16 protein-coding genes, 4 tRNA genes and 2 pseudogenes are annotated in these 17,359 nt (G+C 37.7%); 15 read left to right on the top strand and 7 right to left on the bottom strand.

Annotated features, from left to right (window positions below; all coding sequences use genetic code 11):
* Positions 1-14 precede the first annotated feature (14 nt).
* The 5 genes and pseudogenes from NSS92_RS11735 to NSS92_RS11715 all read left to right on the top strand — a co-directional run.
* Positions 15-89 (top strand) — tRNA-Gln (locus tag NSS92_RS11735).
* 29 nt (positions 90-118) lie between these two features.
* Positions 119-194: transfer RNA gene (locus NSS92_RS11730), tRNA-Lys, on the top strand.
* A gap of 7 nt (positions 195-201) precedes the next feature.
* A tRNA-Leu gene (locus NSS92_RS11725) sits at positions 202-284 on the top strand.
* A gap of 47 nt (positions 285-331) precedes the next feature.
* A tRNA-Leu gene (locus NSS92_RS11720) sits at positions 332-415 on the top strand.
* 107 nt (positions 416-522) lie between these two features.
* Positions 523-843, top strand: a pseudogene (locus NSS92_RS11715) (lysozyme family protein); the annotation flags it as partial.
* Positions 844-984: 141 nt separating this feature from the next.
* Here NSS92_RS11715 and NSS92_RS11710 read toward each other — a convergent pair.
* The 3 genes and pseudogenes from NSS92_RS11710 to NSS92_RS11700 form a co-directional block, all read right to left on the bottom strand.
* Positions 985-2,256: an MFS transporter gene (locus NSS92_RS11710; RefSeq protein ID WP_267587621.1), complete on the bottom strand. Its 1,272-nt coding sequence runs from the start codon at positions 2,254-2,256 to the stop codon at positions 985-987.
* Between the two features lie 54 nt (positions 2,257-2,310).
* Complete coding sequence (locus NSS92_RS11705; RefSeq protein ID WP_267587620.1) at positions 2,311-2,790, bottom strand: GNAT family N-acetyltransferase; 480 nt, start codon at positions 2,788-2,790, stop codon at positions 2,311-2,313.
* A gap of 36 nt (positions 2,791-2,826) precedes the next feature.
* Positions 2,827-3,225 (bottom strand): annotated as a pseudogene (locus NSS92_RS11700) (hotdog fold thioesterase).
* 135 nt (positions 3,226-3,360) lie between these two features.
* On the opposite strand from NSS92_RS11700, the gene NSS92_RS11695 reads away from it, so the two are divergent.
* Positions 3,361-4,284: a LysR family transcriptional regulator gene (locus NSS92_RS11695; protein ID WP_340868111.1), complete on the top strand. Its 924-nt coding sequence runs from the start codon at positions 3,361-3,363 to the stop codon at positions 4,282-4,284.
* Between the two features lie 336 nt (positions 4,285-4,620).
* Here the strand turns inward: NSS92_RS11695 and NSS92_RS11690 are convergent, their stop codons facing one another.
* On the bottom strand, positions 4,621-5,325 hold the full coding sequence (locus NSS92_RS11690; RefSeq protein ID WP_340868108.1) for an alpha/beta fold hydrolase: 705 nt from the start codon (positions 5,323-5,325) through the stop codon (positions 4,621-4,623).
* Between the two features lie 694 nt (positions 5,326-6,019).
* Here NSS92_RS11690 and NSS92_RS11685 point away from each other — a divergent pair.
* The 3 genes from NSS92_RS11685 (at position 6,020) to NSS92_RS11675 (ending at position 8,197) form a co-directional block, all read left to right on the top strand.
* Positions 6,020-6,820, top strand: coding sequence for an alpha/beta fold hydrolase (locus NSS92_RS11685; protein ID WP_340868105.1), 801 nt, complete (start codon positions 6,020-6,022; stop codon positions 6,818-6,820).
* 433 nt (positions 6,821-7,253) lie between these two features.
* Entirely contained in the window at positions 7,254-7,631 is a 378-nt protein-coding gene (locus NSS92_RS11680; protein WP_267587614.1) for a hypothetical protein, read from the top strand.
* A gap of 362 nt (positions 7,632-7,993) precedes the next feature.
* Entirely contained in the window at positions 7,994-8,197 is a 204-nt protein-coding gene (locus NSS92_RS11675; RefSeq protein ID WP_003214229.1) for a cold-shock protein, read from the top strand.
* Positions 8,198-8,475: 278 nt separating this feature from the next.
* Here NSS92_RS11675 and NSS92_RS11670 read toward each other — a convergent pair whose 3' ends face one another.
* Both NSS92_RS11670 and NSS92_RS11665 read right to left on the bottom strand, forming a co-directional pair.
* A complete protein-coding gene (locus NSS92_RS11670) occupies positions 8,476-8,937 on the bottom strand; it encodes a CarD family transcriptional regulator (RefSeq protein WP_248351598.1) in 462 nt (153 codons plus the stop codon).
* Between the two features lie 343 nt (positions 8,938-9,280).
* Positions 9,281-10,330 (bottom strand): NAD(P)-dependent alcohol dehydrogenase, encoded by a 1,050-nt coding sequence (locus NSS92_RS11665; protein WP_340868099.1) that lies wholly within the window; start codon positions 10,328-10,330, stop codon positions 9,281-9,283.
* 215 nt (positions 10,331-10,545) lie between these two features.
* On the opposite strand from NSS92_RS11665, the gene NSS92_RS11660 reads away from it, so the two are divergent.
* The gene (locus tag NSS92_RS11660) at positions 10,546-10,947 is read left to right on the top strand and encodes a MerR family transcriptional regulator (protein WP_008346757.1); all 402 of its coding nucleotides are present in this window, start codon (positions 10,546-10,548) and stop codon (positions 10,945-10,947) included.
* A gap of 43 nt (positions 10,948-10,990) precedes the next feature.
* Here NSS92_RS11660 and bglS read toward each other — a convergent pair whose 3' ends face one another.
* The gene (gene bglS / locus NSS92_RS11655; RefSeq protein ID WP_142946626.1) at positions 10,991-11,719 is read right to left on the bottom strand and encodes a beta-glucanase; all 729 of its coding nucleotides are present in this window, start codon (positions 11,717-11,719) and stop codon (positions 10,991-10,993) included.
* A gap of 247 nt (positions 11,720-11,966) precedes the next feature.
* Between bglS and NSS92_RS11650 the strand changes: the two genes are divergently transcribed.
* From NSS92_RS11650 to NSS92_RS11630, 5 genes are all read left to right on the top strand, one after another.
* Positions 11,967-12,563 carry a TetR/AcrR family transcriptional regulator gene (locus tag NSS92_RS11650; RefSeq protein ID WP_267587609.1) on the top strand — a complete coding sequence of 199 codons (597 nt, stop codon included), beginning with the start codon at positions 11,967-11,969 and terminating at the stop codon, positions 12,561-12,563.
* Positions 12,564-12,642: 79 nt separating this feature from the next.
* A complete protein-coding gene (locus tag NSS92_RS11645) occupies positions 12,643-14,082 on the top strand; it encodes a DHA2 family efflux MFS transporter permease subunit (RefSeq protein ID WP_340868092.1) in 1,440 nt (479 codons plus the stop codon).
* Between the two features lie 193 nt (positions 14,083-14,275).
* Entirely contained in the window at positions 14,276-15,169 is an 894-nt protein-coding gene (locus NSS92_RS11640; RefSeq protein ID WP_340868090.1) for an alpha/beta hydrolase, read from the top strand.
* A gap of 148 nt (positions 15,170-15,317) precedes the next feature.
* Positions 15,318-15,695, top strand: a complete 378-nt coding sequence (locus NSS92_RS11635) for an MmcQ/YjbR family DNA-binding protein (RefSeq protein ID WP_340868088.1) — start codon at positions 15,318-15,320, stop codon at positions 15,693-15,695.
* A 112-nt stretch (positions 15,696-15,807) separates the two neighbouring features.
* Positions 15,808-16,569 carry an SDR family NAD(P)-dependent oxidoreductase gene (locus NSS92_RS11630; RefSeq protein ID WP_340868086.1) on the top strand — a complete coding sequence of 254 codons (762 nt, stop codon included), beginning with the start codon at positions 15,808-15,810 and terminating at the stop codon, positions 16,567-16,569.
* Positions 16,570-17,359 lie beyond the last annotated feature (790 nt).

Below are 17,359 nucleotides of genomic sequence, written 5' to 3'. Positions count from 1 at the left end.
GTTTTTTGATTCGTTGGGCTATAGCCAAGCGGTAAGGCAACGGACTTTGACTCCGTCATGCGTTGGTTCGAATCCAGCTAGCCCAGCCATTTTTTATATGTTTTTCTGCATAGCAGATGAGCCATTAGCTCAGTTGGTAGAGCATCTGACTTTTAATCAGAGGGTCGAAGGTTCGAGTCCTTCATGGCTCACCATTGTCACGCGGGTGTGGCGGAATTGGCAGACGCGCTAGACTTAGGATCTAGTGTCTTTATGACGTGGGGGTTCAAGTCCCTTCACCCGCATTGTTTTTTCAAACAGTGCACTTATTATATATGAGCACATCATACACGCGGTCGTGGCGGAATGGCAGACGCGCTAGGTTGAGGGCCTAGTGGGTGAATAACCCGTGGAGGTTCAAGTCCTCTCGGCCGCATCTCAAAAATACCAAGGGTTTTAGACCTTTGGTATTTTTTGTTTATACTGAAATATTTATTATTCACCTCATGCAATAGTGGTTATAACCATTTCACTAAAGTAGGAGGCGGTGGGGATGGCGAATATGAAACGGTTGGCATTGCACCGGAGGTCGAACGATTTAGGGCTGTATTTGAGAAGTATGCCCGTCAGGAAGGTGTTTTTGATCAAGTGAATATTATTATGGCGCTCACCATGCAAGAAAGTGGTGGGCGTTCTTTAGATATCATGCAAAGTTCCGAAAGTATCGGCTTACCTCCCAACTCCATAACTGACCCAGAACGTTCGATTGAAGTCGGCATTAAACATTTTAAGAAGGTTTTTAAACAGGCTGGCGGTGATGTTCGTTTAACTTTACAGGCATACAACTTTGGTTCTGGATTTATTCTATTGACAGAAATGGTGTTAAGTAGCATCTTAGCATTTACTCACTTTTCAGATAATAATGGTGCTTCAAATGGTGGTTTCAAAATTGCCGCAGATCGAGTTGGTGCGTAAAAGGAAGAGGATTGATTAACCTCTTCCTTTTTAGTCAGTTGTTCTATTTGAAATAAATCCTTTTATAATCACGGTCGCTAATAAAAAAACAAAGCAAATATTTATATTGAAAATAATTATTAATTTACTAAAAAGTGCTACCCCAATACTCATACCAATAAAATTAAACAAATTAAAAATACCAATATATATTTTCTTGGATTCTTTAAGTGCCGAGTCTAAAAGATAGTTTAAAGCAATTTGTACAAGAGAAAAAGCAATGAAGCAACAAATACTTGTTGAAATACATACTATGGGGATCTTCAAATCAAAAATACTAATTAAATAACCTATTGAAAAAATATATAATCCTATTTTGTAGAGGTTTTTAACATTTTTGTTGCTCATCCTCTTCCCAATTACTATACTTGCCATACCTCCCATTAAAGAACTGATAAAAAGTATGCCTCCGGACTGTATCGAATTAAATTTTAAAATAGATGAAAATATATAAGAGAGAAGGAATACATTTGCTCCCAGCAATAAAAATAATAAAAAGCTGAGGCCAGTTATCCTAACAAAAGCTGAATTATTAAATATATTTTTGTTAATAATTGGATAATGAATAACACTGATATGGCGAATAAATAATAGAGAAAAAATAATACACAAAACAATAAAAAGAAAACTAATGTTCAAAGCACATAATAAAAAGAGAATACACATTAATAAATAGAACATTCCCAGCCAATCAAATGGACTCTTTTTTTCTAATTTTATTTCTGGAAAAGTGAGATATAAAATGGGTATAAAAATAATTGCACAACTCATAAATAAATATAATATGTGCCAATTAGTTAGAGAAAGAAGAATACCACTTAGTAAAGGACCTAGACCTGATCCCAAGGCCATAGCAAAGCTAATAAAAGCTAGACCTATTGGCAATAATGATCGATCAAGTACATCCATAACTGCAACCATTGTTAATGATATAAAGGCTGCCCCTCCAACCCCTTGTGCTAGTCTACATAAAATAAGGAAATAAAAATCATTTGTAAAATATCCCAAAATAGAGAATAGAACAAAGATGACTAAAGCGATTAGATATAATTTTTTTAACTGAATACTTTCAGCGAGCTTACTATATACTATTGAGCCAATTGTAACCATAACTGTATACCCTAAGATAAACCAACTGCTGAAAGCTATAGAGATATTTAAGTCTTTTGAAATTGGAACAATGGCTATATGAAAGAAAAAACTATTCATCACTCCAAGTAATACAGTGCTTAGTAAACAAAACAATGTTATCTTATCCCTCAAACTAACCCTCCGTTTAACCTATTTATAAAAAATAACTTCTTTTCTATACTTGAGTTATAGTTCTAGTAAAAAAATAAATGAATCGCGATCAGGATAGTCATATTTAATGGGTAAATTCTCTTTTGTAACCTTCTTAAATCCAACCTTTTTATAAAAACTGTGTGATCTAGTCGCTTGAGATGGGGTATCTAAAATCACCTTAGAAAATGCTTGATTCTTTGCAAAATCAAGCAAAGCTTCATAAAGCTTTTTTCCTGTCCCAAGTTCTTTGCCTCGATAGTCTTTATAAACAAAAAATTTCTTTAGTATGGCTATCTCATCAGTTTTCTTTTGTAAACCAATAGAGCCTATAACCTCACCGTTATCGTTTAATGCCACCCAAAAGTTCCCCCCATCATTTATATAATTTGATGGAATATCCAGAATATCTGGTTGTTCTTCTATACTAATTCCAACACCTGCTTCAACATTTTGAATGTACAATATTAAATTAATGACTTCTTCTTTATATTGATCGTCGTAAACCGTAATCATTTATTAACTCCTCCTAATATGTATATAAAGGTAATTCTATTTAGAATTAAGGTTTTCTTTCTTTATTTTAATGACAGCCATTGTACATCTAGAAATAAAAATAAGCTTGTCATTCTGCTCGTCTGTAATCTTAATTTCCCACACCATGGTTGTTTTCCCTTTATGGATGGGTGCCCCTGTTGCTTTCACGATTCCTTCACTCTTTCCATGTATATGATTTGCGTTAATCTATAATCCAACTCATATTTTTTCTCCATATCTAAGAGATTCCATGTGCCTACACTTGCCACAGTTTCAGCTAAGACCAACAGAAGCTCCCCCATGAAGCTGTCCAAAGGGTTGTCTGGTTGCATCATGAACAGCCATCGTTGCCATAACCTTTTCATTTGATACTTCAACAATTTCAATTTGAAGTGCATCCAATATTGTCTTCAAATAAAGCCTCCTTTTCCCTTATCCTACTTAAACATTAAAGTGTAACTAATTATTAGTAAAATTGAAGTTTGTGAAATTATCCATTGGTTTTTTTGATACTATAGAAGAAAAAGAAAAATAAAAGTGGGTGAAATCATGGAGATACGGCATTTTGTAACGTTTAAAAAGGTCATTGAAATGGGGAGCTTCACACAAGCAGCCGAACACTTAGGCTACACCCAATCAACGGTGACATCACACATTCAAGCACTTGAAGAACATTTAGGTGCACCTTTGTTTGATCGAATGGGCAGAGCGATAAGAGTGACAGATATAGGTAAGAAGTTGTTGCACTATACACACGAGATGTTAGAAACCTATGGGAAAATTGAAAACATTGCAATTGAAGAGAAGGATATTCGGGGAGAGATAAAAATAGCTGCTCCTGAGTCTTTAACAGTATATCGTTTAGAGCCAATTTTAAGGGAATACAGAATGAAGTTTCCTCATGTAAGCATCAGTTTAAGTAACGCTAACTGCGGAGATAACAAAAGAGCAATACTTAATGGTGATGCAGATATTGCGTTTGTCATGTTGCCAACATTGCAGGATTCTGATTTGATTGTCCATTCATTGTTAGATGAACCTATTGTCCTTGTGGGAAGCCCTGACTGTTCGCTAAATTTTTCAGGCGAAAGGTATGAAAAACAGAATTTAAGCGATTGTTTGATTGTCAACGAGAAAGAATGTAGCTATCGAAAATTGTTTGAAGAATACCTCCTGGAACGGGGAATCGTCCCTTACAACACGATGGAGCTTTGGAGTATTGAAGCGATGAAACGTTGTGTAATGAGTGGGCTTGGAATTGCTTGTTTACCTTTAATGACTGTAAATGATGAAATTAAGGAGGAGAAGTTAAAGGTTATTCCCTGTGGTGATAATTTTAAACAGATTTTCTCCCAAATTGCATATCATAAGAATAAGTGGGTTTCCCCAGCTTTATCCATGTTTATTGATATTACGTTGAAACATGCAAAAGACTGGTCATGTCAGGAGAACACTAATTCACTTAAAGTGTAATGAGATGGTAAGTTATTTTATTTAAATTAACAGTTTCGTTTGTTTAATAAGTAGTATGAAAGAACCGGTAAGCATAGATATTCTAATAGACATTGCACCAAGCTCGGGATGGATTTTGTTTATTTTTCATAAAAAAAGAGATCAAGCCATTGTTTGATCTTGGAGAATATCATGCATCATTTTAAGTCTTACATTAAATAAAGGAAAAGAAATGGAGTAGACATTGGGTCTACTCTTCTTTTGCTTAGATTCAAAAGCTCACTTCTATTGCCACTTCAACCAACTTTTATTTTATAAACTAAAAAACAATTCAATAATACTAAGACTTTTAATGCTTCAGAGAGTAGCTATTTCGTTTAAATATTTTGTCAGAGTCTCTGCCTGTGAAAAAAAAGGAGAATGATCTGCATCAATACTGAATGTATTTTCAAAAGGTATTTGTTTATACATTTCTCTTTGTACTTCGATAGGTATTGCATGATCTTTTGTTGTTTCAATATAGACACGGGGAACCCTACCAAAGTTTTCTGGGCTTAGAGTAACTTTCCCGCTAAACGGCAATACTGGTTGTGGTCTCATTTTTCTTTTAGCAAAAATGATATCTTCGTCTGAACATTCATTTAAAAATCCATCTGCGATATATTCATCAATAAGAGTTAATGTTTTCTCTTCTTCGTTGAAGGAGGTGTCTTTTGGACCACCACCAAGATCCTGAAGACTTTGACCATTTTGAGGAACAATAGCACAAACATAAACAAGCTTTTTTATTTTATCTGGTACATACTCAGCAACTTGAGAAACGACTAACCCTGACATGCTGTGTCCAACTAAAATAACAGGGTGATCTATTTTCTCTAGAATATCCGTTACTTTGTCAGTGTAGCATTTAAAAGTTACCTCTTGTGGAGGTGTAACATCTTCACCACTTCCTGGCAAATCAATCGCTATGACCTTATGACCGTTTTTTTCTAATAAGGGAGTCACCTTTTTCCAAATCCATTTTCCCTGAAACGCACCATGAACAAAAACAAAAGTACTCATTTTATTTTCACTCCATTCGTAAATTGGTTATGTAACAACGATAGTTACATATGATTTGAATGTCAAATAAAAGCTTACTAAACAGCTACTTTTTCTTTTACTTGCTTATATGCATTTTAAGAATTTATTGTTTTGAATTCAGGGTCTCAAGGAAATCGTTAAAGTACAGTTTTAATCTGTACGTTTAACACGACTGCATTTAACGAACATGCCCTCAGTGACGAGTATGATAACCAATACCGGCAAGGCTATTCTAATAGACATGCCACCAATGACATGGAATTAGCTGTAATGAAAAGTACTTTTATCATACAAAGAAGAGGTTAAAATCCTTAATCAATAAGATGAAAAAGTTAGGACGAATGTTCATTATTTTGGCTCACCATTTTTTAACCATAATTAATATAAACGTATAGAAATGATGGCAAATGAATATAAGGAGTGTAATGAAAATAAGCTTTCATAACCAATGATATAGATTTACTATGTTGAGGGCCTAGTGGGTGAATAACCCGTGGAGGTTCAAGTCCTCTCGGCCGCATCTAAGAAACCAAAGGTGGTAGACCTTTGGTTTTTTTGCTAATTAATTTGAACAGTTATATATGACAGTTTACGATGATAACAATTTCAGTGAAAAAAGAATTTTTCTAAAATTATGATAAAATATTGAAGACTAGGGAAGGGGAAATAATACATGTCAATTTATCATAAAGTCATTGGAGAAGGATTTCCGATCGTTATATTGCATGGCTGGACACTTGACCATCAAGTGATGTTACATGCATTGGAACCGGTATTTGAAAAACAAAGCGGTTGGAAAAGAATATACATAGACTTACCGGGGATGGGACGTTCCGAGCCGCATCCGTCTATTCAGAATTCTGATGATATGTTAGAAGCGGTATTGCGTCTTTTGGACGAGATTATCCCTGATGAACAGTTTATTGTTTGTGGCTATTCGTATGGAGGGTACATAGCTAGAGGTATTGTTCATTCACGCCGGGAAACCGTTCGTGGATTACTACTTGTGGCGCCAATGACTATACCTGTATTCGATAAAAGAGTCGTGCCAGAGAAGACCGTTCTAAAAAGTGACAGCAGCTTGATATCACAATTGTCTTCAGAGGAGGCGGATGAATTTTGCTCCATGGCCGTTGTGCAAGGAAAAACGGAATGGGAGAGGTTTCGAGATGAAATTTTACTCCCTTCGAAACAAACAAATGATGAGTTCATCAACAACATTCATCAAAATGGATATGGCTATACCTTTGACATTTCATCTGAATTTCAGTATCCCACGCTCATTATCACAGGGCGTCAAGACAATGTAGTCGGATACCACGATGCGTGGAGGCTCATCGAAGATTATCCAAGGGCAACTTTTGCAGTGCTTGATATGGCTGGCCACAACCTGCAAATCGAACAACCCGTTGTATTTAACTCATTAGTCCATAATTGGTTAAACAGACTTGAGTCGGAAAATGTTAAGAAATAGATTTGATCTTGCGCAAAATTTGTGCAAATCGGAGTCAGGGGTGAATAACCCATGGAGGTTTAAGTCCTCTCGATCTAAAAAATACCAAGGGTAGTGTACCTTTGGTATTTTTTTGTGCTCTTTTATTAGAAAGAGATCACAAGATACATCGATTGTATGCTGGGGGGAAATGTGCCCAGTCGATTTTAATATAAGTTTCTCTTTTGAATGAACGGCTCCACATCAAATTATCTTAGCTGTGAAATCTTAATTACTATCCTCTAAAGAATAGTTGTCAGTCATGATGGGATTGTTGTCCATAAAAGAACTGAATAAGCTCTTTTATTCAGCTTCTAGTTTCCTTTCACCTTTTATATTGTTAAATAAAGGTTATAATGAGATAATTTGATAAAAAGAAATTAAGTAGCATAAGATCAACCAAAGGAGTTATAACATGATAAAAAGGTTTTCTCTAGTTTTACTTACTCTCATGATGTCTATAGTTGTTTTGCTAGTGGCTGCCAAAAATTCCCCTGGGGATAATGTCATTTCATTTGATCAACCTCACATCTTAATAATATCAATTGGAATAATGGTATGTTTATTCATTCCTCTGTTAGTGATGTCTTTTTTCAGTCATTTGATTGTGAGAACTATATCTGGTGTATATCAATGTTTTATTGTTCTATCTTTTCTGGGGCTCATTCCAATAGGATTTCTTATTCCGGATTTTTTGACAATTGTTGTTTCTGTTGCAGGAACTTTAGCCAGCGTAGCTAGTCTTATAGTAACTTTAAGAATTGATAGGAATAAAGATGCTAATCTTAACTAAAATAAAAATGACATCAATTTTCTAAGAATACAGTAATGTTTCGTTATTACTCACTTTTCAATAAAACTGAAAGATGTCTGAAAAATGGATTGACGTTATGAACTTGTTTAATCCTTTCGTGATTGAACGCCCATTTTGTAGAAGAAATATCTTAAAGTTAGAGAAGATCAAAAGTAAGTATGATCGTTGATTTTGTCCTTTTAAATCCTAAATTGCAATTATTTCCGATTCATGCTACAATAAGAATAATTATTTTTGTTCGGCGTAAAGGATAGCATGAAGAAAGACTTTTCGTCTTGAGGATACTTTGGGCAAGGATAGTATAATACATTGTGTGATATACGCACTAGGAGGCAACAAACATGGAACAAGGTACAGTAAAATGGTTTAACGCAGAAAAAGGTTTTGGATTTATCGAACGTGAAGAAGGCGACGATGTATTCGTACATTTCTCAGCTATCCAAGGTGACGGATTCAAATCTTTAGACGAAGGTCAAAAAGTAACATTTGACGTAGAGCAAGGTTCTCGTGGAGCTCAAGCTGCTAACGTTCAAAAAACTGCTTAATCTTCATCCTTTTAAAACAGGTTCTCTGTAGAGAGCCTGTTTTTTTTATGCTTTCACGCATTTTTTCAATAAAAAACCCTACTCAGCGTACAAGTAGGGAGATGTTACAAGGTAATCGTAAAAAAATTCATGCTTCAAAGGTTTATCAACAGTATAGCATATTGGATTTACAATATGCGGAATTTGCCTAAATAAATTCTTTTTTTCTTTAATAAATTGAAGGATGGAAATGTTCGTAGAGAACATGTATTCAAAAATGGTGAGTGTGGAAGATGTTCTTAACAGAAACTTTTGATTTGTTTTTCTGTAATCCCTTTGATGACTTCTAATTCACTAAGCAAAAACTCATGGGCGTCATCCAGCATTTTCTTTTCACTTGCATTGAGTGCTTTCTCTTTCTTCATACGCATCAGATCACGTACAACTTCAGCACCTTCTTGGATGTTACCCGTTTTTATTTTATTTGTATTAATTGTATGCCGTTCTTTCCATGTCAGTAATTGATCTGATTTGCCATGCTGGAAAATGTGCATCACATTGTTTAATGCCAGTATATCTGTAACGGGTCTAATACGTGAACCCGACATTTTCCGTGTCGGAATCATCACTTTCATATGACTGATTGACATTTTAATCACATAATACTGTTGTTTTTCATCAGAAAATTCTTTTTCTTCTATGGCTTCAATTATACCTGCTCCGTGCATTGGATAAACAATGTTATCACCAATTTGAAACATATCATCCACCTCCATATAATGTATCTACTTTAAGGGTACCACACTTAGGGGTTAAATAATCAAATTTTTAATAATAACATGTTTATTTATTTGTTGTCAATAAATTTAGTTCTAAATAAAGAGAGATTATTTTGTGGGAATTTTGGATGTGATTTTATTTCATTTGAACATATCCTCCTCGCTATAAGAAAAAAAGGATATCCACAATTACAGCTCGGACTCCACCCTTTATATCTGTCATCCAGTCATTCTAACGTAAACAGCTGTTTATAAGGACATCGTGTTAAATAGCTGAAATATAAAAAGACCAGCCATTGAGCTAGTCTTTCAAAATGGAATCCGATCATAACGTCGAAATATCAATCACAAACCGGTAACGAACATCACTTTTCAGCACACGTTCATACGCTTCATCAACTTGATTAGCATTGATCACTTCAATTTGTGGTGCAATGTTATGAGCAGCTGCGAAATCGAGCATTTCTTGTGTTTCTTGGATGCCGCCAACGAGTGAACCAGCTATGCTGCGGCGGCCTGAAATTAATGAAAAGACGTGGAATTGATCAGGCTTAGGCGGTGCACCGACGTTTACCAAGGTTCCATCTACACGGAGTAAGGACAAATAGGCATCCACGTTAATGTTGGCAGAGACCGTATTGAGAATGAGGTCGTACTGACCGGCTAGTGTCTGAAACGTATTAGGATCACTTGTAGCAAAATAGTCTTTTGCGCCAAATGACAGTGCCTCTTCTTTTTTATTCAAGGAGCGGCTCAATACCGTCACATCAGCGCCTAGAGCACTCGCGAATTGAATGGCGACATGGCCGAGCCCGCCCATTCCGACGATAGCAACCTTCTTGCCAGGACCTGCCTTCCAGTGCTTTAATGGTGAATAAGTTGTAATGCCAGCACAGAGAAGAGGGCTTGCGGCATCAAGGGGCAGTTGATCAGGAATGCTGACGACAAATCGTTCAGTCACGACAATTTTTTGACTGTAGCCGCCATAAGTCGGTTCCCCGTCATAGTCACGGCTGTTATACGTTTGGACGACCCCTTTTGTGCAATACTGCTCGTCTCCATTTTGACAATATTCACAGGTGCCGCAGGAATCCACAAAGCAGCCAACGCCTACACGGTCTCCGATCTGAAATTTCGTCACATCATTACCTACAGCTGCAACGACCCCAGTGATCTCATGACCTGGAACCATCGGGAAAATGCCGCCGCCCCATTCATCAAAAGCGCTGTGGATATCTGAATGACAGATCCCGCTAAATTGAATATCAATTAAAATATCATGTGGACGAAGCGCTCTTCGTTCAATGGTCGTCCGTTCAAAATTCGCTTTTGCGTGTGAAACACTTAAAACATTTGATTGGTGCGTCTGACACATTCTTGATCATCCTTTCAAAAATAAGATTCGATTCTTTCTTCTATACTGTACTTCTTAAAGTGAACTATAAGTCAACAGAAAACCTTCTGTGATAACGAATTCAGGCTTTTACAACAATCTTGAATGAATTGAGCCAAAAGCATCTTGCTTTCTTTTTCAAAATGGAGATGATGAGGAAAGGGAGATCGGAAGGTAAGAGAAAGAAGGAGGGCACAATGAAAATAGCACAAGCAGCAAAACAGCTCGATTTATCCACTGCGACACTTAGATATTACGAAAATATTGGTTTGATTAGGGAAATCAAACGTGACGATCATGGGATTCGTGATTATACAGAGGATGATCTTCAATGGATTGAATTTATCAAGTGTATGAGAAATGCAGGGCTCTCGATTGATGCGCTTAGAGAATATACAGCCTTATTTTTTGAGGATGATGATCATACGTTATCTTCGCGAAAAAACATTTTGGTCAATGAACGAGAAAGACTCGTCCAAAAACAAAAGGAAATCGAAGAGACCATTAAACGATTGGATTTCAAAATAGAAAGTTATGAAGATATTATCCACAATCATGAGAAAAAACTCGCTCATCAGCTGAAAACTCATTCTAATTAAACGAAGAAAAACCTGTGACAAGACACAGGTTTTTTTGATAGAGTTATCTTTTTGTGTAACGCACCCAGTTATAATGTGCGTGGAGCGGGGTAACACCGTTGTAGGAGCCGAGCCATTCATCGACACCTGCACCATTCCACAGGTTCATCATAATTTTCCCTGGTGTTTGAGGAATTTGTGTGGTGGCGGTATGCTTTAATTGCCCATCGACATACCATTTGATGGAGTTTGGCTGCCAGTCAAATGCATACGTGTGATAAGAATTCGCTGCATCAAATCCAAGGTCGACGATCTTCTCATGATTTCCTACACCATTCGTATAGTAGTTAAACTGAACCTTTGTCGTATCTTTTCCTAGGAATTCAATGTCAATCTCATCCCAAGGCGTACCATCAGTCGGTCCCGTATAAGTGAAGAAGGAAGAGACGATCCCCACATTTTTGGCTGGCTTCATGTTGACTTCATATAGCCCATAGCCGTACGTTTGCACGGAGCGGTTTTCTCCACAGTCAAACTTGTTATAGGAGGGACTTGTGAGCGATAAACGCATTTCACCTGATGAGGTCATTGACACGTTATTTGCACGCCACGTACAGTTAAACATGTTTCCATTCGAGTATCCATCGGCTTTTTGCCATAACCCCGTATTATAGTTGTTAAAAGGTTCATAAAACGATCCACCCGTTTGTGCCGAGGCACCCGCAGTAAATGTGGACAAACTCAAGACTAATCCAGTGACAAGCAGCATCAACATTCGTTTCATACGGTACATATTCGCATTCTCCTCTCCTTTTTTGGAAGCGCTTTCTTTATTGATCATACATGATTCTTTCAAAAGGGAAAATCGGTCTAAATAATGATAAACAGTGTGCATTATTTAATAGAATTGAAAGAAAGATAATAAGTAAAAAATAATGATTGACATTGCGGACAGTTGTCCGTAAGATAATATCGGGACAATTGTCCTAAGAAAAACCTAAAGTGTTTTGATTTAACACATAGAGATGAGTGTCATGTGGATGAAGGTAAAGAAGGTGAGCAAGGTGGAAAAGGATATTGGGGAGGAAATTGAAGAGATCGCATTCTCCTTGTTTCAAGAATTTGGTGTAGAAAATGTCAGTATGCATAAAATTGCGAAAACAGCTGGTGTTGGGCAGGGCACTCTATACCGTCGCTACGCCAATAAAAGTGATTTGTGCCTTTCTATCCTTGGGGAGAGATTTGAACAGCTGATCCCAGCTTTGCATCTTTACTTGAGCAAAATAAGTGATCAGCCGGTTCGTGAACGTTTGCGCTATGTTCTCGAAGAAATTCATTTGATCGTCGGTCACCATCTAGACTGGATTCGGATGCTCACAATCTCTGGGAATTTAGAGCAGACAAGTAAAGTGTATGAGAGTCATTACAGTCAATCACTTAGACAAATCATTCGTGATTTGCTTGAAGAAGCGAGAGAAAAGGGAGAAGCGAACATACAGGATATAGAATTGACAACGTTATGTATGTCCTCTCCAATGACGCCTGAGCTCATGTTTTATATACATGAATCTGGCTATTCAATCGAAAGAATAGCTCAATTTGCTGCAGAAAAACAGATTTTATCCGTCTTTCAATAGACATTAAAGTGGCTCATTTCTGACCACCCTGACTTCCTAAGGTTCATCTAAATTGAAAAAGAAAAGGAGCCAACTTAATATGAACAAACAGCAAGCAGCAGCTTCTGAAATTCGAACGCTGCCCATTATTATTTCTTTTATCACAGCTGGATTTATTGGCCTGTTCAGTGAAACGGCATTAAACATGGCGCTGAGAAGTTTAACGTTAGACTTTGGAATTGAAGCGACGACTGCTCAGTGGCTGACAACAGGATATTTATTAACACTTGGTATTCTCGTACCTATTTCAGGACTCATTCTTCAATGGTTTACGACAAGACAGCTTTTCATTACATCGCTTGTCTTTTCGATCATCGGAACATTTATTGCGGCGGTTGCGCCGGTCTTTAGTATTTTAATGGTAGCACGTGTCGTGCAGGCAGTCGGTACAGCTTTGCTTCTGCCATTGATGTTTAATACGATTTTGGTCATCATCCCGCCTCATAAACGAGGCAGATCGATGGGGATTATTGGTCTTGTGATCATGTTTGCACCAGCAGTCGGTCCAACCGTCTCCGGTCTTATTCTGAAATCGTTGACGTGGCATTGGATTTTCTGGATTTCACTTCCTTTATTAATGGCTGCACTCGTATTTGGTTATATCTTTATGCAAAATATTACAGAACCAACAAGACCGAAAATCGACATCTTTTCAATTGTGCTTTCAACTATTGGTTTCGGCGGAATTGTGTATGGCTTTAGCAGTGCCGGTGAAGGCGGCGGCTGGAGCAGTATGCATGTCATCGTTGCAATTGTAGTTGGTGTCATAGGAATCCTTGTGTTCTCTTTAAGACAGTTGAACATGAAAGAACCAATGCTGAACTTAAGCCCGTTTAAATATCCGATGTTTGTCATTGGGTTACTTCTGATTTTAGTGTGTATGATGGTGATGCTGTCTGCTATGATGATTTTGCCATTGTATCTGCAAACATCCTTGGCACTTTCTACATTTACAGCGGGTTTAATGCTATTGCCAGGTGGAATTATCAACGGACTCCTATCTCCAATCATGGGTGGTCTATTTGATAAGTTTGGTCCAAAATGGCTTGTGATTCCAGGTCTTGTCATTGTCGCAGCGACGATGTTTGGCTTTACGAATCTAAGTGTGAATACGTCGATTGGATTCATTGTAACCCTTCATATTACATTAATGATCGGAATCGCGATGATCATGATGCCTGCACAAACAAATGGATTAAATCAGCTGCCGCCAGAGCTATATCCGCATGGTACAGCGATTATGAATACATTGCAGCAGGTGTCAGGAGCCATTGGTACTGCGGTCGGTATCTCGATCCTTTCTTCAGGCGCCCGCAGCTTTATGGAAAATGTGTCTGATCCCGCAAATCCGGTGAATCAGCTGCTCGCCTTTACAAATGGCGTCCAGCACGCATTTATCTTTGCAGTGATCATGACCATCGTTGGTTTAATTATTGCTTTCTTCATTAAACGAGTGAAGGTAGAACAGCAAGTATCCTAAAAGAAATGAAAAGCACTGAGGACATAGCGCCGCAGTGCTTTTTTATTTGCTCAATGCTTGTTTCAAAGAGAGGGAAAAAGGGGAGATAGGTAAAAAGTGAACCAATGAAAGTTGTTGTTGATTCAGTAGGAGGAAAAGAGGAAAAGGAAACGAATGAGTAACTAAGAAATGAATAAGATAGGAGTCTGAGATCATGAACTTAGAAGAACAAATCAAAATCGCTGCTTCATTACGCCAGCCATCTGAAGGTTCATTAGCGAGTCAATCGGAACTAAAACCAGTAAATCCTCCTGAAGTGAACAAAATGGAATATGATATTCCAACAAGTGCTGGCAAAACAAAGGTGTGGGTATTTAAGCCAGTGAACACATCAAAACAGCTGCTTCCTGTTTTTGTGAATTTACATGGCGGCGGATTTATCATGGGCAGTGCTGAAATGGATAATCCATGGTGTCCAGTCATTGCAGACTGGGCGCAATGTATCGTTGTCAATGTCGAGTATCAGCTTGCACCCGAGCACCCTTTCCCAGCCGCTCTTCATGAATGCTACGATGTACTGAAGTGGCTGTATGAACACCCTGATGAACTTCAAATCGATCGGAATGCATTAGCTATTGGCGGACATAGCGCAGGAGGAAATTTGGCAACGGCTGCTTGTCTATTGAATATTCAAAGAGGAAATACACTCCCAATTGCCTATCAAGTGCTTGATTATCCGCCGCTTGATCTAGCCACTGATCCAGCACAAAAGCCAGCGTTTGAAGAAGCGATCCCAGTTGAATTGGCGAGACTCTTTAATTCCTTCTATCTGCAAGGCCAAGATCCGCACAATCCGCTCGTTTCTCCGGTTTTTGCAGATCGTTCATCCTTAGCACAAATGCCTCCAGCTCTCGTCATCACAGCAGAGAAGGATTCGCTGGCTGAAGAAGCCGAGCAATATGCTGCCAAGTTAAAAGAAGCTGGGGTAGACGTCACGTACAAACAATTTAAGGGTGTCCCTCACGGCTTTACACACGCTGGAGATTTAGCCATAGCTGAAGAAGCTTGGCATCTAATGAGTGATCAATTGAAGAAGGCGTTTGAATAAGAAAAGAAGAATGATACAAAAGCACAGGAGACAGCGGGCCTGTGCTTTTATTGTTGTACCTAAAGAAAGAGAAAAAAGATCAGGTATCCACCTTCATTGTCGATATAATAGAAAGCATAGGAGATAACTTAAAAAAGGAGCGAATCTAATGGAAAAAGAGAAACTACAGGCATTTTGTCTTTCTTTAAAAGGAGTCACCCATGATTATCAGCCAGAATGGCAGGCAGATCGTTATCATATTGGCGGAAAGATGTTTGCTATGATGGGCGGAGATGCGAATCGAAAGCCTGTCATCACATTAAAATGTGACCCTCAACGTGCTGAAGAACTAAGAGAGATGCATGAAGGAATTATTCCTGGCTACTATATGAATAAGACTCATTGGAATTCCATTTACCTTGATGCAGACATTCCATCCTCATTTGTAGAGGAGTTAATCGAACATTCCTACCAATTGGTTTTTCAAAAATTAACAAAAAAATCTCAACATGATATCCTCCAAAATGATTCAAAAGGAAGTGACTGAGGAGCTGTCCTAAGTTAGACATGCTGCCCTTTGACTCTCTTCAAAATTGACTTGAGCGAAATGCTGTCGTTATAATTTAACCAGTAAGAAGACGTGAATAGGGGGATATCAAATGGGCTATAAAGTCATTACAGGAGCAAGTTCAGGTATTGGATATGAGGCGGCTCTCGCCTTTGCAGCGCGAGGGAAAAATCTTATTTTAGCTGCACGCCGGCTCGATAAACTCCAAGAATTGAAAAAAAAGATTCATGATCAATATCCCGATATCAAAGTAAACATACAGTCTGTCGATTTAACCGACATGGAGCAAGTGTATTCATTTTATGAATCATTGGCTGGATATGAGCTCGACACCTTCATTAATAATGCAGGATTCGGCCATTTCGGCTCGATAGGGGAACAGGATTTAAGTAAAATTGGAGATATGCTTCATCTGAATATCGAAGCATTAACGATTCTATCCACCTTATTTGTTCGTGATTATGAGCAAGTAGAGGGAGCGCAGCTGATTAACATTTCTTCACGAGCAGGCTATACAGTCGTTGGCAATGCCGTCACCTATTCAGCAACGAAGTTTTACGTGAGTGCCTTTACAGAAGGGCTGGCCCTAGAGTTGAAAGAAAAGGGAGCTAAGTTACAGGCAAAAATATTAGCACCTTCTGCAACAGAATCAGAATTTGCAAAGCGTTCATTGGATGTAGACGAATTTGAATATGAAGGCAATTTCAAGAAATATCATACATCAAAAGAAATGGCAGCTTGTCTGCTTGAGCTTTATGACAGTGAAAAAACAGTCGGTATTGTGGACGGAAAGACATTCGAATTTGAATTGAAAGATCCGATCTTTTCACACGCTGGTACAAGTATGAAATAAAGATTCCATCACTGAGGTAGATTTCCTCAGTGATTTTTTTATGGCATGATTAATTGTGTGGTCAAGCATAGGAGGGGATCTGGTGACGTATGTAACAAGTGGTGGCTATTATACATCACAATATATACTCTTCGTCACCATATAGAACAGGATCTTGTACGTCCTGCGAAGATCGTTCAAAATGGATACCGATTATTGGATGAGAAAGAGATATACACGCTTTAAAGAAACTGATGAAAAAAACACCTTCGCATTAGGTGTTTTTTTCATGCATCCTTTGATAAAACAAAGAATCACAGGTCCAGTAGATAAGACTGCTCATGATGATGATGGGTAAAGACGCCTGGCTCCCAATACCATCAATGAAAAAGAGCATGACAACCATTGCAATCAGTAAATAAGTAGCTAAATAAAGTAGATGAAAAGCCTTTGGCTGCAAAGAAAACAATAACTGCAAAGGAACCGCAAAGACGAAATAATAAACAAAAAGGATAGGAATGTAAAATATCAGAAACGCAGGTTCAGCTTGAATAGGTGGAAATAAGCAGACAAACAAGCCGAGTAAAATAGAGCTGATGAATAGTGTGATTAGGATTTTGTAAAAGGGTTGAAGCGAATGCAAAATGTATACTCCTTTATTGTAAAATTTACTATATTTTATCATAAATTCTTTATCAAGCATCGGTTATTTTTAGAATACGCAACCTTCAACACTCAATTTAATTAAATCGAATTTAGGTATTAAGAATTGAATAAATCTTTAATATAATGCCCTTTTTACCTTTAATTG

The organism is Bacillus sp. FSL M8-0166 (assembly GCF_038008825.1).
Taxonomy (GTDB): Bacteria; Bacillota; Bacilli; order Bacillales; family Bacillaceae; genus Bacillus; species Bacillus safensis.
The sequence above is the reverse complement of the archived record's forward strand: the minus strand, read 5'-3'. Positions and strand labels throughout refer to the sequence as shown.

Bases quoted from the DNA above. Each gene is read 5' to 3' on its own strand.
- bglS (WP_142946626.1), bottom strand. From the start codon at position 11,719: ATGTACCGTATGAAACGAATGTTGATGCTGCTTGTCACTGGATTAGTC.
- NSS92_RS11695 (WP_340868111.1), top strand. From the start codon at position 3,361: ATGGAGATACGGCATTTTGTAACGTTTAAAAAGGTCATTGAAATGGGG.
- NSS92_RS11645 (WP_340868092.1), top strand. From the start codon at position 12,643: ATGAACAAACAGCAAGCAGCAGCTTCTGAAATTCGAACGCTGCCCATT.
- NSS92_RS11680 (WP_267587614.1), top strand. From the start codon at position 7,254: ATGATAAAAAGGTTTTCTCTAGTTTTACTTACTCTCATGATGTCTATA.
- NSS92_RS11640 (WP_340868090.1), top strand. From the start codon at position 14,276: ATGAACTTAGAAGAACAAATCAAAATCGCTGCTTCATTACGCCAGCCA.
- NSS92_RS11650 (WP_267587609.1), top strand. From the start codon at position 11,967: ATGAAGGTAAAGAAGGTGAGCAAGGTGGAAAAGGATATTGGGGAGGAA.
- NSS92_RS11670 (WP_248351598.1), bottom strand. From the start codon at position 8,937: ATGTTTCAAATTGGTGATAACATTGTTTATCCAATGCACGGAGCAGGT.
- NSS92_RS11630 (WP_340868086.1), top strand. From the start codon at position 15,808: ATGGGCTATAAAGTCATTACAGGAGCAAGTTCAGGTATTGGATATGAG.
- NSS92_RS11675 (WP_003214229.1), top strand. From the start codon at position 7,994: ATGGAACAAGGTACAGTAAAATGGTTTAACGCAGAAAAAGGTTTTGGA.
- NSS92_RS11665 (WP_340868099.1), bottom strand. From the start codon at position 10,330: ATGTGTCAGACGCACCAATCAAATGTTTTAAGTGTTTCACACGCAAAA.
- NSS92_RS11690 (WP_340868108.1), bottom strand. From the start codon at position 5,325: ATGAGTACTTTTGTTTTTGTTCATGGTGCGTTTCAGGGAAAATGGATT.
- NSS92_RS11685 (WP_340868105.1), top strand. From the start codon at position 6,020: ATGTCAATTTATCATAAAGTCATTGGAGAAGGATTTCCGATCGTTATA.
- NSS92_RS11705 (WP_267587620.1), bottom strand. From the start codon at position 2,790: ATGATTACGGTTTACGACGATCAATATAAAGAAGAAGTCATTAATTTA.
- NSS92_RS11660 (WP_008346757.1), top strand. From the start codon at position 10,546: ATGAAAATAGCACAAGCAGCAAAACAGCTCGATTTATCCACTGCGACA.
- NSS92_RS11635 (WP_340868088.1), top strand. From the start codon at position 15,318: ATGGAAAAAGAGAAACTACAGGCATTTTGTCTTTCTTTAAAAGGAGTC.